General features: G+C 48.4%; 14 protein-coding genes. 2 read left to right on the top strand and 12 right to left on the bottom strand.

Annotated features, from left to right (window positions below; translation table 11 throughout):
- Nucleotides 1-15: 15 nt before the first annotated feature.
- The 6 genes from A8F97_RS07625 to kduI all read right to left on the bottom strand — a co-directional run bounded on the left by A8F97_RS07625 (nucleotide 16) and on the right by kduI (nucleotide 6,574).
- A complete protein-coding gene (locus A8F97_RS07625; protein ID WP_014699832.1) occupies nucleotides 16-1,143 on the bottom strand; it encodes an ABC transporter ATP-binding protein in 1,128 nt (375 codons plus the stop codon).
- Between the two features lie 13 nt (nucleotides 1,144-1,156).
- Nucleotides 1,157-2,062, bottom strand: a complete 906-nt coding sequence (locus A8F97_RS07620; protein ID WP_005968856.1) for a carbohydrate ABC transporter permease — start codon at nucleotides 2,060-2,062, stop codon at nucleotides 1,157-1,159.
- Entirely contained in the window at nucleotides 2,055-2,945 is an 891-nt protein-coding gene (locus A8F97_RS07615; RefSeq protein ID WP_014699833.1) for a carbohydrate ABC transporter permease, read from the bottom strand. The genes A8F97_RS07620 and A8F97_RS07615 overlap by 8 nt, the downstream gene beginning before the upstream one ends.
- A gap of 45 nt (nucleotides 2,946-2,990) precedes the next feature.
- Nucleotides 2,991-4,622 (bottom strand): pectate disaccharide-lyase PelW, encoded by a 1,632-nt coding sequence (pelW, locus tag A8F97_RS07610; RefSeq protein ID WP_015730418.1) that lies wholly within the window; start codon nucleotides 4,620-4,622, stop codon nucleotides 2,991-2,993.
- Nucleotides 4,623-4,894: 272 nt separating this feature from the next.
- Nucleotides 4,895-5,656 (bottom strand): 2-dehydro-3-deoxy-D-gluconate 5-dehydrogenase KduD, encoded by a 762-nt coding sequence (gene kduD / locus A8F97_RS07605; RefSeq protein ID WP_005968850.1) that lies wholly within the window; start codon nucleotides 5,654-5,656, stop codon nucleotides 4,895-4,897.
- 81 nt (nucleotides 5,657-5,737) lie between these two features.
- Complete coding sequence (gene kduI / locus A8F97_RS07600; RefSeq protein ID WP_015730419.1) at nucleotides 5,738-6,574, bottom strand: 5-dehydro-4-deoxy-D-glucuronate isomerase; 837 nt, start codon at nucleotides 6,572-6,574, stop codon at nucleotides 5,738-5,740.
- A 366-nt stretch (nucleotides 6,575-6,940) separates the two neighbouring features.
- Between kduI and A8F97_RS07595 the strand changes: the two genes are divergently transcribed.
- Nucleotides 6,941-7,273, top strand: a complete 333-nt coding sequence (locus A8F97_RS07595; RefSeq protein ID WP_005968848.1) for a cupin domain-containing protein — start codon at nucleotides 6,941-6,943, stop codon at nucleotides 7,271-7,273.
- A gap of 86 nt (nucleotides 7,274-7,359) precedes the next feature.
- On the opposite strand, the gene hxpB is transcribed toward A8F97_RS07595, so the two are convergent.
- Nucleotides 7,360-8,025 carry a hexitol phosphatase HxpB gene (gene hxpB / locus A8F97_RS07590; RefSeq protein ID WP_014699836.1) on the bottom strand — a complete coding sequence of 222 codons (666 nt, stop codon included), beginning with the start codon at nucleotides 8,023-8,025 and terminating at the stop codon, nucleotides 7,360-7,362.
- 286 nt (nucleotides 8,026-8,311) lie between these two features.
- Between hxpB and A8F97_RS07585 the strand changes: the two genes are divergently transcribed.
- Nucleotides 8,312-8,860, top strand: coding sequence for a YniB family protein (locus A8F97_RS07585; protein WP_014699837.1), 549 nt, complete (start codon nucleotides 8,312-8,314; stop codon nucleotides 8,858-8,860).
- A 70-nt stretch (nucleotides 8,861-8,930) separates the two neighbouring features.
- Here the strand turns inward: A8F97_RS07585 and A8F97_RS07580 are convergent, their stop codons facing one another.
- The 5 genes from A8F97_RS07580 to A8F97_RS07560 all read right to left on the bottom strand — a co-directional run bounded on the left by A8F97_RS07580 (nucleotide 8,931) and on the right by A8F97_RS07560 (nucleotide 13,551).
- A complete protein-coding gene (locus A8F97_RS07580; RefSeq protein WP_014699838.1) occupies nucleotides 8,931-9,791 on the bottom strand; it encodes a fructosamine kinase family protein in 861 nt (286 codons plus the stop codon).
- A 241-nt stretch (nucleotides 9,792-10,032) separates the two neighbouring features.
- A complete protein-coding gene (locus A8F97_RS07575) occupies nucleotides 10,033-10,890 on the bottom strand; it encodes a metal ABC transporter permease (protein WP_014699839.1) in 858 nt (285 codons plus the stop codon).
- The gene (locus A8F97_RS07570) at nucleotides 10,887-11,750 is read right to left on the bottom strand and encodes a metal ABC transporter permease (RefSeq protein ID WP_014699840.1); all 864 of its coding nucleotides are present in this window, start codon (nucleotides 11,748-11,750) and stop codon (nucleotides 10,887-10,889) included. Before A8F97_RS07570 ends, A8F97_RS07575 begins: the two co-directional genes overlap by 4 nt.
- On the bottom strand, nucleotides 11,750-12,640 hold the full coding sequence (locus A8F97_RS07565) for a manganese/iron ABC transporter ATP-binding protein (RefSeq protein WP_015730421.1): 891 nt from the start codon (nucleotides 12,638-12,640) through the stop codon (nucleotides 11,750-11,752). The genes A8F97_RS07570 and A8F97_RS07565 overlap by 1 nt, the downstream gene beginning before the upstream one ends.
- Nucleotides 12,637-13,551 (bottom strand): metal ABC transporter substrate-binding protein, encoded by a 915-nt coding sequence (locus A8F97_RS07560; protein ID WP_005968833.1) that lies wholly within the window; start codon nucleotides 13,549-13,551, stop codon nucleotides 12,637-12,639. The genes A8F97_RS07565 and A8F97_RS07560 overlap by 4 nt, the downstream gene beginning before the upstream one ends.
- Nucleotides 13,552-14,128: the final 577 nt, after the last annotated feature.

Here is a 14,128-nt window from a genome sequence, read left to right as displayed (position 1 = left end):
CGGTTACTACTCCTGTTAAAGAGAGATATTTTTTTCTGTTTTTGCATCAAAAATATGGCATTTTTCCATGTCGAACTGGAAATATACCGGACGATGCAGTCCCTTCTCGATAATCAGCCGACCTTCGTCATAAGGAATACGGCTGGTTAATTCAAAGCCATCGACTTTAATGTACATAAAGAATTCGTGACCCATGTTTTCTACGCGAACCAGTTCACCCTGTGAGTGGCTGCCTTCAAATGGCGTATCTGACACGGAAACATAGTCTGGGCGAACGCCGAAGAATACATCTTGTCCGACATAGCTGCGCACTTTATCTTGTTTTTCAGCATTTAACACCAGCGCGTTATTACCCACAACAACGCCAATCTGACCGTCTTTCTCGACCAGTTTGCACGGCTTAATGTTCATTTCTGGTGAGCCAATGAAGCCAGCAACGAACATGTTGACAGGGAAGTGGTACAGGTTATCCGGCGTATCGACCTGCATGATGTGACCGAGTTTCATCACGCAGATACGGTCACCCATGGTCATTGCTTCAGTCTGGTCGTGAGTAACATATACCGTTGTTGCTGCTTTACCGCTTTTCTTCAACTGCTTATGCAGGTCAGAAATACGGATACGCATGGAAGCACGCAGTTTGGCATCCAGGTTAGACAACGGTTCGTCAAACAGGAACACATCTGGTTTTTTAACGATGGCGCGGCCTACGGCTACACGCTGTGCCTGACCACCAGACAGTTGGCGTGGCAGACGATCCATCAGGTCTTCCAGCTCCAGAATTTTGGATGCTTCAGCGACCTGCGCTTCAATTTGCTCTTTAGGCAATTTGCTCAGCTTCAGACCAAACGCCAGGTTCTCTTTTACCGTCATGTGAGGGTAGAGCGCATAGTTCTGGAACACCATGGCAATCCCGCGATCTTTCGGTGCCAGATTGTTAACAACGCGCTCACCGATACGTACTTCACCGCCGCTGATGGTTTCCAGACCCGCCAGCATACGCAGCGTCGTTGATTTCGCACAGCCAGACGGGCCGACGATAACCATGAATTCACCGTCTTTAATCGTCAGGTCGATGCCGTGAACGGCTTTGAAACCGTTGGAGTATACTTTTTCCAGTTTATTGAAAATAACTTCAGCCATGATAAATCCTCTATTAACCTTTAATTCCGCTGCTGGTCACGCCTTGTACGAAGTAACGCTGTGCCAGGAAGAAAACAATAATGGATGGCAGAATGGAGATGCTGGACATGGCCAGAATTTCATTCCACGGAGCGCCTTCAGTAACGTCGATAGACATTTTCAGCGCCAGCGCAATCGGATATTTATCCACGCTATAGACATAAATCAGCGGACCGATGAAGTCGTTCATTGACCACATGAACTGGAACAGCGCAACAGAGATGATGGCTGGTTTCAAAATCGGTACGACCACATACCACAGAACCTGGAAGGAGTTACAGCCATCGATCTGAGCGGCTTCTTCCATATCACGTGGTACACCACGCAGGAACTGGATCAGCATGAACACAAAGAACCCTTGTGTTGCAAACGCCAGCGGTAAGTACAGCGGCAGATAGCTGTTCAGCATGCCCATTTCGCGGAACATAAGGTACTGCGGAATCAACAGTACGGTGCTTGGCAATAGCATGGTGGTGATCAGTGTCGCGAACCAGAAGCCCTTCCACGGAATGTCAAAGCGAGCGAAGCCATAAGCCACAATCACCGAGGAAATAACGGTCAGAGCCACTTTCGGAATCACGTACTGGAAAGTGTTAATCATGTAGTGACCGAAATTGTATTCCGTACCGGTTTTCCAACCGTTAACGAAACCGTCCCATGTGGCGTGTTCTGGCCACAGGCCCAGTGTCGTGAAGATCTCATGGTTCGGTTTGAACGAGGCTGAGAACATCCACGCCAGTGGGTAAAGCATCAGTAAACCAACGAACAGCAGTATCACGTAACGGATAACGGCACTGAGTTTCTCTTTACGCAGCGTGCGGCGTACTTCTGCAGCAGCAATTTCTTGTGCTGTAGTCAGGTTTGAATGCATGTCAGCCATTTTTTCCTCCTTTATCAGCGGAGTAGAACACCCAGTATTTCGACGACTTAAAGGAGATCGACGCAAATACTGCAACAACCAGGAACAGAACCCATGCTAACGCAGCACCATAGCCCATATCGAAATACTTGAACGCCGTATCATAGATATAGAGCGAGAACAGGTAGGTGTAGTGCGTTGGACCGCCGCCGGTAATGACGTAAGGTGCCGTAAACTCCTGAAATGCCTGAGTGGTCTGCATGATAAAGTTAAAGAAAATAACGGGCGTAATTAGCGGTACTGTTACTTTCAGGAACATTTGCCATTTGGATGCACCGTCGATCATGGCGGCTTCATACTGTGATTGCGGAACGTTCTGCAATGCAGCCAGGAAGATAACCATCGCGGAACCGAACTGCCATACGCGCAGCAAGGTTACCGACATCAGTGCCAGAGAAGGTTCGCCCAGCCAGTTGATAGCGTCAAAGCCAAACACGGCGAGGAAGCTGTTTAACAAACCATCGATGGCGAACAGTGCACGCCACAAAACGGCGATTGCCACGCTGCTGCCCAGAATAGAAGGCACATAGTAAGCAGTACGGAAGAAACCGATACCACGTAATTTGAAATTAAGTACAAACGCAATTAACAGCGCGAAGATTAATTTCAGTGGAATGGTCAGAAATACATAGGCAAAGGTGACGCCCATTGATTTCCAAAAGAGATCATCCTCCAGGAACATGCGGTGATAGTTTTCTAACCCCGTAAATTCAGGTGGATTTATCAAATCATACTCAGTAAAACTGAGGATAAATGACGAAACAAAGGGGAAAGCGGTAAAAACTATCAGCCCTATAATATAGGGGGAGATATAGGCTAACCCCAGCATTCTGTTTTCATTCATAATGCTTACCTATTTGTAATTGTGAATCATTAAAAAAATATAAAATTAAGCCGTTAATAACTCTGGATAAATTAACTCCACGTCATAAACAATTCTATTTTCCCCGTTAACGCAAAAATCACCGTGAACATATCCACCTTGCGTCAAGAACGGTGGAATAGCGTTTAATTTGTTGCGACAAGCGGCAACGAAAGTCAGTAGAGCCAGCGGATAAGTATCATCCAGACGAACATAACGATGCTGTGCAGAGCGAACAAACAAACCATGATGGAAGTGTTGTTCAAACAGAATGCCCGCCAACTGTGCGGCGTAATGTGCCCAGGATTCTGATTGTTTGTGATCGGCTAGCTCAATAACGGTCAACAGAAGCATTGGGCTGGCGATGTCCTGAATATTTTCTTTATTCAGTCGCGTCAGCATCGTGTTAACCAGCGCATACAGATCCTCATCGCCGCTCAGGCGATAGGCACGAACCAGTGGTAATAGATAATCGCCTTCTAATGCAAACGGTTTTAATTCTGTTCCCGCTTTGCCGTAATACCCATCGCGTTGAAAACGGTAGCCTGTCATATCTTGACCGTTATTCCACATTGGCCGCAGCGTATTGCTGGTGACATCGTAGGCATACTGATAATAATTTTTTAATCCAGAGATCACCCAATCCAGCATTTCAGCATCAGGCTGAGTGCGGAGGATATCCAGCATGGCCAGTGGGTTATCAATCAGCAGTGGGCGCATATCGCGGAACAGCACATTGGCTTCACGCGCAATTTTGCCGAACTCAGGGCCAAACTGGCGTTGAGCACGATCGCCAAACCAGGATTGCGTCTGGTTATCATCCTCTGGTACAGGCTGGCGCTGCTGTGGTGAGCTGAACTGATACACCGGCATGCCGGTTTCTGGGTTGCGAGCCAGAACATATTGGCGATAAAGGTGCTTACCCCAAGCCGCTGCATGGCTATCACCCGTGTATTCTGCATATTTGAATGCAGCGTAAATCAGGTCCGTGCCAGCATTAACAAACGTCAATCCTTTCGTTAATGGCAGGGTAGGCCACTGTGCTGGATCGACAACATCATGACGGTTATGCAGGAACACATTGGGATCGCGTTTTTTGCTGTAATCGCCATGGCGACCCAAGTCCAATGATTCCCAGTTTTCAACGTGCGCGTTCCAGAAACCCTGAAAGAAATTCAGCGTCTTTTCCGCATTAACGCGATGTAACAGCGAATAATAAGGCAGGTGATGCTTTAATTCATGCACCTGCGCTTTGGATTCTGGGCCTTCGCCTTCTAACGTATCCAGATTAATAAAGCGGTGGCCGCCCCAGTAGAATAGGCCACTATTATTATCAACAAAGTGTTCCAGAAAATATTCGCTTTGTGCAATAGCGTATTGTTGGTAACTATCATCATCGGTAACGGCGCTCATGGCACACAGTGTTCTTAGCCAATTTTGCTGGCTGGCAAAATTAGAAATAGGTGCGCTATGTCCATCAGGGAATTGCCATACTACAGGCGCATAATTTTCCACATCAAAGCCATCAGCCAGCAATGGCGTAGGTTGACTCTGGCTGCGACCTTTATCCTGTACGCAAGCGATGTGGCTATCAAGCGCGGCAACCCATTCGTCGAGCTGCGATTTCCTGCTGGTGTATAAATTTTCAAAAATACTCATGGAGTACCTTCTTATGGAACCGTGGAACAGTTCCTTATAAATAGAAACACTGTTTTGATTGATTATATTGCGCTATTAACCTTGTCGTCATGCACGCAATCTCGAAAGTGTGATCAAAGTCGGAACGTTGTTTTGATTTTTTTTAAGAAAGGATTTTGGCAGGAGAAAGAATGATGAGAAACAAAATAACAAATTGAAAAATAAATAAAAAGCACAACCGGAATTGTGCTTTTTATCGCAGATTGGCGAAATGCCGCTAAGAACAATTACGCTTAGCGAGCCAACCAGCCACCGTCAACGGCAATAGTGTAGCCATTGATGTAGTCAGATGCGCTGGATGCCAGGAAGACGGATGGGCCCATCAGGTCCTGTGGTAAACCCCAACGGCCAGCGGGGATACGATCCAGAATTTCTTTGCTACGATCTTCATCAGCGCGCAGTTGCTGAGTATTGTTGGTGGCCATGTACCCTGGAGCAATCGCGTTGACGTTGATGCCGTGTTTTGCCCACTCGTTAGCCAGCAGACGGGTTACACCCATAACGGCGCTTTTTGATGCAGTGTAAGAAGGCACGCGGATACCGCCCTGGAAGGACAGCATAGAAGCGATGTTGATGATCTTGCCGCCTTTACCTTGTTTGATGAACTGGCGCGCAACGGTCTGAGACATAAAGAAAACGCTCTTAATGTTCAGGTTCATGACGTCGTCCCAGTTTTTCTCGCTGAACTCGATGGCATCTTCACGACGAATGATACCGGCGTTGTTGACCAGAATGTCAACGTGGCCAAATTCAGCAACGGCTTTTTCTACCAGTTCGGCATGACCAGATACATTGCTCATGTCAGCGGTCAGGCTGAGAAAACGGCGTCCCAGTGCGGTGACTTTTTCGATGGTGTCTTTTGGTTCAACGATGTTGACGCCGACGATATCACAGCCGGCTTGCGCCAAACCGATAGCCATACCCTGACCCAAACCGGTATCACAACCAGTGATAAGAGCAACTTTACCTTGCAAATCAAAAGAATTTAAAATCATATCTATAATCTCTCTGTAAGCGACAATACTTAGTCGTTAGCTGTTACTGTAGGGAACGCCGGTAATTCCGGTTGAAAGCGATTAACGCAACTCGCTAACCTTGACGTGATCCATGTCATCGAAAACTTGATTCTCGCCAACCATGCCCCAGATAAAGGTGTAGCGTCTGGTGCCAACACCGGAATGAATTGACCAGCTCGGTGAAATCACCGCCTGCTCGTTTTTTATAACTATGTGACGGGTTTCTTGCGGCTGACCCATCATGTGGAAAACGGCCGTTTCTTCATCCATATCAAAATAGAAATAGACTTCCATCCGGCGCTCATGCGTATGACAAGGCATGGTGTTCCACAGGCTGCCTTCAGCCAGCTTGGTTAATCCCATCGTGAGCTGGCAGGTTGGCAATACATCGGGAACAATGTATTTGTTAATTGTGCGACGATTACAGCTAGCATCCTCTCCCACGGTTTGTGGCGAGGCGTCAGCTTGAGTAATCTTGCGGGTAGGGTATGCAGTATGTGCTGGCGCGCTGTTGTAGTAGAACTTGGCTGGGTTAGCCGCATCGACGCTGGTAAACTGCACGTCTTTCACGCCCATACCTACATAGATGGCTTCTTCATTACCCACGTCATAGCGCACGCCATCGATAGTCACGATGCCTGCACCACCAATGTTGATGGCGCCGAGTTCGCGACGTTCTAGGAAATAGCTGACGCCGAGTTGTTTACCTACTTCAGCGCCAATTGCTACAGCACTGTGTACAGGCATGATGCCACCGACGATGATTCGGTCGATGTGGCTATAGGTCATCGTGTAGGCATCGGCAGAAAAAATCTGTTCGATAAGAAATTCACGACGCAGGCCAGCGGTATCTAGCTGCTTCGCATGATCGCTGTGAATGCTTTGACGAACTTGCATTTCTTAGCCTCTCTTTCAGAGAAAAACAAAAATCAGGCGTTGTTCCTGAAACAGGAATCATTCCTGGCGAAAGCGCCGGGCGAAACAGATGATGTCGCGTGGCAGTGACAACGTCACCTATTCCTCAACGTGCCCGATTCTTTCTTGTTATGCCGGATGATAGTTTGGATGGGATGTGAATTCAATAAAAATGAAATAATGTTTTATTTATTTCTTGAGGGCCGTCATGGTTTTACTTATTTTATGTTTCTTCTGGTACTGATGTGGCTAAAATGTCGCAATCCATAATCATACACTCGTTGTCGTGCACAGTTTGTTGACGCAATAGAAGGTATGGGCAATAAAAGCGTTAGAGGAGAGATGATAATGAGAAGATACTTTATTGATGATGAAACGCCATGGGAAGAACTGGGCGGTGGCATTAAACGTAAAATCATGACGTGGAGCGATGAGCTGATGATGGTTTACGTGCACTTTGATAAAGGTGCGATTGGTACGCCGCACTTCCATGAGATTCACGATCAGATTGCTTATGTTGCCGCTGGCAGTTTTGAAGTGGAGATCGAAGGTGATAAACGTATCCTGAAAGCAGGCGATGCCTATCTGGCGGTGAAACCTGAGATGCATGGCGTAGTTGCGCTGGAAGACGGCAGCGTTCTGATCGATGCTTTCTCACCTAAGCGAGCTGATTTCCTGTAATGCCTCAAAGCGTGGTCGACATATCGTCGGCCACGCTTTCACAATATCCTGCGATGTCTGTTTTCTCTCTTTCCGCTTCTTTATTCTTACATCAAATGCTCAGCAGTCAGTTGATTCAGTGAGTCCAGCTTATAGTCGGCCAGTGCCCAGCGTGCGTCAGCACGACATTCAGTCTGTGGAATAACGATGGAGCGCATACGCGCTGCTTTGGTTGCAATCATGCCATTCACCGAATCTTCCAGCGTAACGCACTGCGCAGGAGAAACACCGAGTCCGTTTGCTGCATTTAAATACACTTCGGGATGAGGTTTGCTATACGGCAATGTCTCGGCTGACATCAGGACATCAAAGTAGCGATCCAGGTTAAACATGCGCAGCACCTGCTGTTGCATGTGGAGTGGTGAAGCGGAAGCCAGTCCAATTTTAAGATTCTGCTCACGGCACAGTTGCAGTGCATATTCTACGCCGGGCAGGAGAGGACGCCGCTCGGCAACGAGTTCGATAGCGCGTTCTATAATACGGCGAACAACTTCATCTCTACCTGGTGCAGTCCAAGGAGAACATTGATACCAGAGTTCGACCACCATATCGATGCGTAAGCCCAGCGTATCTTTCATGGATTCCCGTAGTGAAATATCAATGCCTAGCGAAGCGATCACTTCCAGCTCGGCCTTATCCCACAGGGGCTCGGAATCAATCAGCAGGCCATCCATATCAAAAATTGCCGCTCGTATAGAGGAATCAAAGGACATACCACGGGCTCCGTCAGCAAAGGAAAAGAATGTTTAGTGGTAAACTATACCCTAATCAGTCGAGTTGCAGGATAAAACGCTAGCATTTTGAGTAATACATGGTCTATGCAAGAGCTGAGTCATAGCCAACACTCAGGCAACCTGAAGCAGGATGGTGGCAAGTGGTCATTGTGGCTTATCAGGCGGTGTGGGAGATAAAGTGTTGACTGCACGTAAACTTACAGTAGGCTACCCGTCGTACTAAAACGATATATTATCGATGTTGCGTCGCTAAGAAGGGGTTCTCATGACGTATCAACAGGCTGGCCGTATTGCCGTGGTTAAACGCCTTGCTGGATGGATACTTTTTATCCCCGCGCTGCTTTCAACCTTCGTCTCGCTGGCTAACTATCTCTACGCCTATACCCAGAAAAAGCAGGGTATTGATGCTGTACTTCTGGATTTTGTGCATTTGATGGTCGACATGGTGCGCTTTAATACGCCTTTCCTGAACGTTTTTTGGTACAACTCACCCGTACCGGATTTCACGCGTTTTTTCAGTGCGGCGACGCTGATGTTTTGGCTGATCTACATCCTGATTTTTATTGGCCTTGCGTTGCAGGTTTCGGGTGCCCGCATGTCTCGTCAGGCGAAGGTAATTAAGGAAGGTATTGAAGATCAAGTCATTCTGGAAAAGATGAAAGGTGAGGGGGGGAGTACGCGAGAGATGCTGGAATCGCGTGTCATTGTCCCAGCGCATACGATCTTTGTGCAATTCTTTCCGCTATATATTCTGCCGGTAATTATCGCGGGTATCGGCTACCTGGTGTTGCGCTTATTAGGGCTACCAGTCTGAGTAACGGTCTGGCGCAGTGGTTGCGCCAGACGCTGAAACATCCTTCTTACCTGAGATAAAGCGCCTCGCATTAGAGCAAAAATTGCTGCTCGATCAGGTGGTGCGCCTCAACAATATGCTTGCCCCCGAAAAGATTGGCGCGGTTAAGCAGATAGTAAATCTGATAAATGGGTTGGCGATCGATAAAGCCTTTATCCAGCGGCCACACACTCTGATAGCCATCATAAATCTGCGCGGGTAGGGCCGGATAGCGAGGCAGCATGGCTAAATCGCATTCTCGGTCCCCCCAATAGCAGGCCGGGTCGAACAAATAACTGCCATCCTGACTATTTGCACAATTATCTGGCCACAGGTCACCGTGTAAGAGTGACGGTTGCGGCTGATGCCCGGCGAGACGTTCCTCAACGCGCGCAATCAGCGTTTCAATGTGGCCAAAGTGCATCCCCTTTTCCGCCGCTAGCTGTAGTTGCCACCCAATACGCTGTTCGGCAAAAAAGGTCGCCCAACGCCGTTGCCAGCTATTGGGTTGTGGCGTTGTCGAGAGGTCGTTATCGAAATCCAGCCCAAATTGTGGCTGATCGCTCCATTGGTGCAAGCGTGCTAGCTGTTCGCCCAGACACCACGCGCTGTGGGCATCCAACGGTTTTACGGGCAGATATTGGAGAAGCAGGAAGCTGTGATCGCGTGAACTGCCGACACCATAGACTTTAGGTACTCGCACGGTATTACTGCGGCTCAGTAAGTGAAGCTGATCGGCTTCAGCAGTGAACTTGGCTAGCATTTCACGGCGATCGCACTTTACGAAGACGTCATGTTCGCCGTAGCGGATGTACCAGGCCGGATGTATTTCACCGCCGGACAATTCGCGGTGCTCCTGAATGTCCGCAGTACCGTGATGCTCTTCCAAAAGTCGGCTGATAGCTTGCCACATAAGGTCATCCTCCCGTTGATGTTACCCGATACCCTGCTGTTCACTGGGTGATTCGTTTACGGTAACCCATTGAGCGCAGTAAAAATGGAATCTATAGCACAGTGATAACCGATAGATAGCGAGAGACAAGTATAGTCGCAATTGAAAATAACGGCGTTAGGATGCCGCTCAATCCGTTAGATAATGACGCAACCGGCAGTGATGTTCCGGTTACGTCATGTTGAGGCAGAGAGGTGAAGTACTACAGCGCGTCGCTGGCAATCTGAGATGCTGCTTGACGACGCAGTTTAAGCTGGTGGTAAATCAGGGCTAACGTGAAGAACAGTGCCTGAACAATCACGATACAAGGGCCCGTCGCACCATCGATATAAAAACTGATCAGGGTGCCAGCAATACAGGAAATGACGGAAACTAGCGTGGCGACAAGCACCATACGCTCGAAACGTTTACAGACCATAAAAGCAATGATCCCTGGCGCAATCAGCATCGCGATCACCAAAATAACGCCGACGGCCTGTAATGATGCCACGATGGTCATTGCCAGTAGGCTCAGTAATCCGTAGTGCAGCAGCTTAACGGGCAGGCCAATGATGCGGGCATGATTGGGATCGAAGCAATACAACATGAAATCTCGCCGTTTTAACAAAATGACGGCCAATGTCACTCCCGCAATCAGCAATATTTGCGTCAGTTCTTGCCGGGTGATGCCTAGCACGTTACCAAACAGAATATGGTTCAGGTGCTGATCGGTATCGATGCGTGCAAACATGACGAGCCCCAGCGCAAACATGCCGGAAAATATGATCCCCATTACCGTATCTTCTTTGACCCGGCTGTGCTCTTTCACATATCCCGTTGCTATCGCACAAAAAATACCGGAAACAAAAGCGCCAATGACCAGCGGAATTCCCAGTAGAAACGCGACAACGATACCGGGCAATACGGCATGAGAAATGGCATCGCCCATTAGCGACCAGCCTTTCAGCACCAGATAGCAGGACAGTACCGCGCAAACCGTACCCGTGACGACGGCGGCGAGTAATGCTCGCTGCATGAATGGATAAGACAGGGGATCGGTTAGCCAGCTAATTAGCATCATAAAGCATCTCCTGATTGATCGCGCAATCGCAGCCGGCGTGATGCCAGTAATCCATGCTTGGGGGCGAAGACAAATGCCAACAGGAAGACAACGGTTTGCAACGTGACAATCACGCCGCCAGTCGCACCATCAAGGAAAAAGCTCAGATAGGCTCCCACCGCACTGGTTAGTGCACCAAGCACAATGGAAATCACAACCAGGCGACCAAACCGGTCGGTAAGCAGGTAAGCCGTGGCTCCCGGCGTGATCACCATCGCGATCACCAAAATCGCGCCGACGGTTTGCAATGCCGCGACAGTACAGGCGCTCAGCAGCGTAAAGAACAGAATTTTCAGCTTCAGCGGAGAAAGGCCAATCGAACGAGCATGGTTCTCATCAAAAAACACGGCCAGCAGATCCTTCCACAGCAGACAGAGGATCACGAACGTCACGCCGATGATGATCTCAACTTGCAGGATATCTTCGTCGGCAATACCCAAAATATTGCCGAAAATGATGGATTGCACGTTAACCGATGTTGGGTTGAGCGAAATAATCAGCAGGCCGACAGCAAAAAACGTTGAGAAAATAAAACCGATAATCGCATCTTCGCGCAATCGGGTAATGTGACGGATGAGGGTCATCGCCAGCGCAGCGAGCATACCAGTAAAAAATGCGCCGGCTGCGTAGGGTAGGCCCAATGCATAGGCCCCCGCAACGCCGGGAACGACGGAGTGTGAGAGCGCATCACCCATCAGCGACCAACCTTTCAGCATTAGGTACGCGGAAAGAAAAGCGCATACGCCACCGACAATCGCGCTGACCCAGATCGCCTTGACCATGTAGTTATAGTTGAATGGCTGCAGCAGGATATCGATCATCAGGGTTTCTTCTCCTCCGGTATCGTGCGTGACGCAGGAGGGTCGCTTTTAGTCGAACCATAGAACACCGCAGGACGTTCATCGTCGGTTAATACCGTCACCGAGCGAACGTCGTCGTCGTCGTGAAGATGTGCTCCCCCGAGGTTGATGTGTCGCAGGACGCCCCCGAACGTTTTCTCCAAATTACTTTGGGTAAAGGTACTGTGTGTCGGCCCAGCGGCTAACACGGTGCGATTGACCAAAATAACATTGTCGCAAAACTCGGGAACGCTGCCGAGGTTGTGGGTTGCTACCAGAATCAAATGCCCTTCGTCGCGCAAGGTGCGAAGTAGCTCGATGATGGCATTCTCCGTTTTGACGTCGACCCCCGTAAAAGGCTCATCCAACAGCAGAACGCTGCCTTGTTGCGCTAACGCACGGGCCAGAAAGACGCGCTTTTTCTGGCCTCCGGACAGTTCCCCAATTTGGCGATGTTGCAGCGTCGACAGCCCGACGCGCTCCAATGATTCGGCTACAATCGCGCGGTCTTGTTTACTGGGGATACGCAGGAAGTTCATCCGCCCGTAGCGGCCCATCATGACCACGTCGGCAACCAGAACGGGAAAATTCCAGTCCACATCCTCTGTTTGTGGAACGTAGGCAACCAGATTCTGTTTCAACGCCTGGTAGATGGGGTGCTGATTGAGCAGTACCTGCCCTGAGGTTGGCTTGACTAACCCCATGATGCTTTTGAATAACGTGGATTTTCCGCTACCATTTACGCCGACCAGAGCGCAAATCGTACCGCCAGCCAGAGAAAAAGAGGCGTGGCGAATAGCCTGATGTCCGTTGCTGTAAGTAACCGAAACATCATTGACTTCTAGTGACTGCTTTGTTCGATCACGACTCATTGATTAAATCCTTTCGCGATGGTTTCCACCGTCACTTGTAACAGGTCGATATAGGTCGGCACGGGGCCTTTTTCCGTAGACAGAGAATCAACATACAGCACGCCACCATATTTCGCCCCTGTTTCTTTGCTGACCTGTTTTGCGGGCTTATCGGAAATGGTGCTTTCACTAAACACCACAGGGATTGCCTTTTCACGCACGGTATCAATCACCCGACGTACCTGCTGCGGTGAACCTTGTTCGTCGGCATTGATTGGCCAGAGATAGACTTCATTGAATTGATAATCCTTCGCCAGATAGCTAAATGCGCCTTCACTGGTGACCAACCAACGTTGCTGCTCTGGAATGCGGGAGAGGCGCTCACGCAGTGGTGCATCAAGTGCCTTAATTTTTTCCGCATAGGCCTTGGCGTTACGGTTATAGGTCTCTGCATTAGCAGGATCGGCTTGAACCAAACCTTTGCGAATGTTTTCAATATAAATTAACGCATTGGAAGGGGACATCCAGGCATGCGGATTCGGATTGCCATTATAGGCACCTTCGCGAATAGGGAGCGGCGTAATGCCTTCCGTCACCACGACGGCGGGCACATTTTTGACATTTTCAAAAAAGCGCGTAAACCAGCGCTCAAGGTTCATACCGTTCCACAGCACCAGTTGTGCAGATTGTGTTTTAACGATGTCGCGCGGTGTTGGTTGATAATCATGAATCTCTGCACCCGGTTTGGTTATGGACTCAACCGTTGCAGCATCGCCAGCGATGTTTTGGGCGATATCCTGAATAATGGTAAAGGTGGTGATAACTTTTAGTTTTTCAGTTGCCTGAACGGATGTGCTGGCTAAAAGCAGCAAGGCGCACGATAGCGCAATACGGCGGAACAAGGCAGATAAAAGGGTGTGAAAACCAATCATGCGGATATCCTTACAAACCGTGAAATATTATTTGAGAATAATTATCAATATCATTTAAGTCAATAGGTAGAAAAGCGCAGGGGGTTGTTGTTGGAGGGGATTTAATGACACAAGCAATCACTGTTCGCAGGCTTGTTGTACGCACTTGCATGGCTAAGGAACGCATCATGCTCCTTTCGTAACAAAAATATTGCTTTAATTTAATGAATCGTACTTAAGGTTACAACGAAAGTCTAACGGTAACGAAGGTGAACTGTCGTGCGGCTTCTGCATTGCGATACGGATGGTGAAATTTACACCAAAAAAAGGAAAAATCGGAGGTAACCTTAAAAAAATTCTGGAGACTGCCGATAAACCATAAAGTATGTGAGAGATGTCTCTATTTTATACAAAAGGATTGTAAGTGATATGAGCACAAAATCAGAACGACGTTGGAAGTTGGCAAGTGTAGTTTTATTGACTTTCTTGGCTGTATTATTAGTTCTGCTGGTTCAAACAAGTTAATTTCCCGCGTAACGAAAGGTTAGATTATAAATAATTTCTATTATGCAACGTATTAATGCAAGAGATAGAGATA

It is taken from the genome of Pectobacterium parmentieri (assembly GCF_001742145.1).
In the GTDB taxonomy this organism is placed as follows: Bacteria; Pseudomonadota; Gammaproteobacteria; order Enterobacterales; family Enterobacteriaceae; genus Pectobacterium; species Pectobacterium parmentieri.
This window is presented reverse-complemented; position numbering and strand designations above follow the sequence as displayed.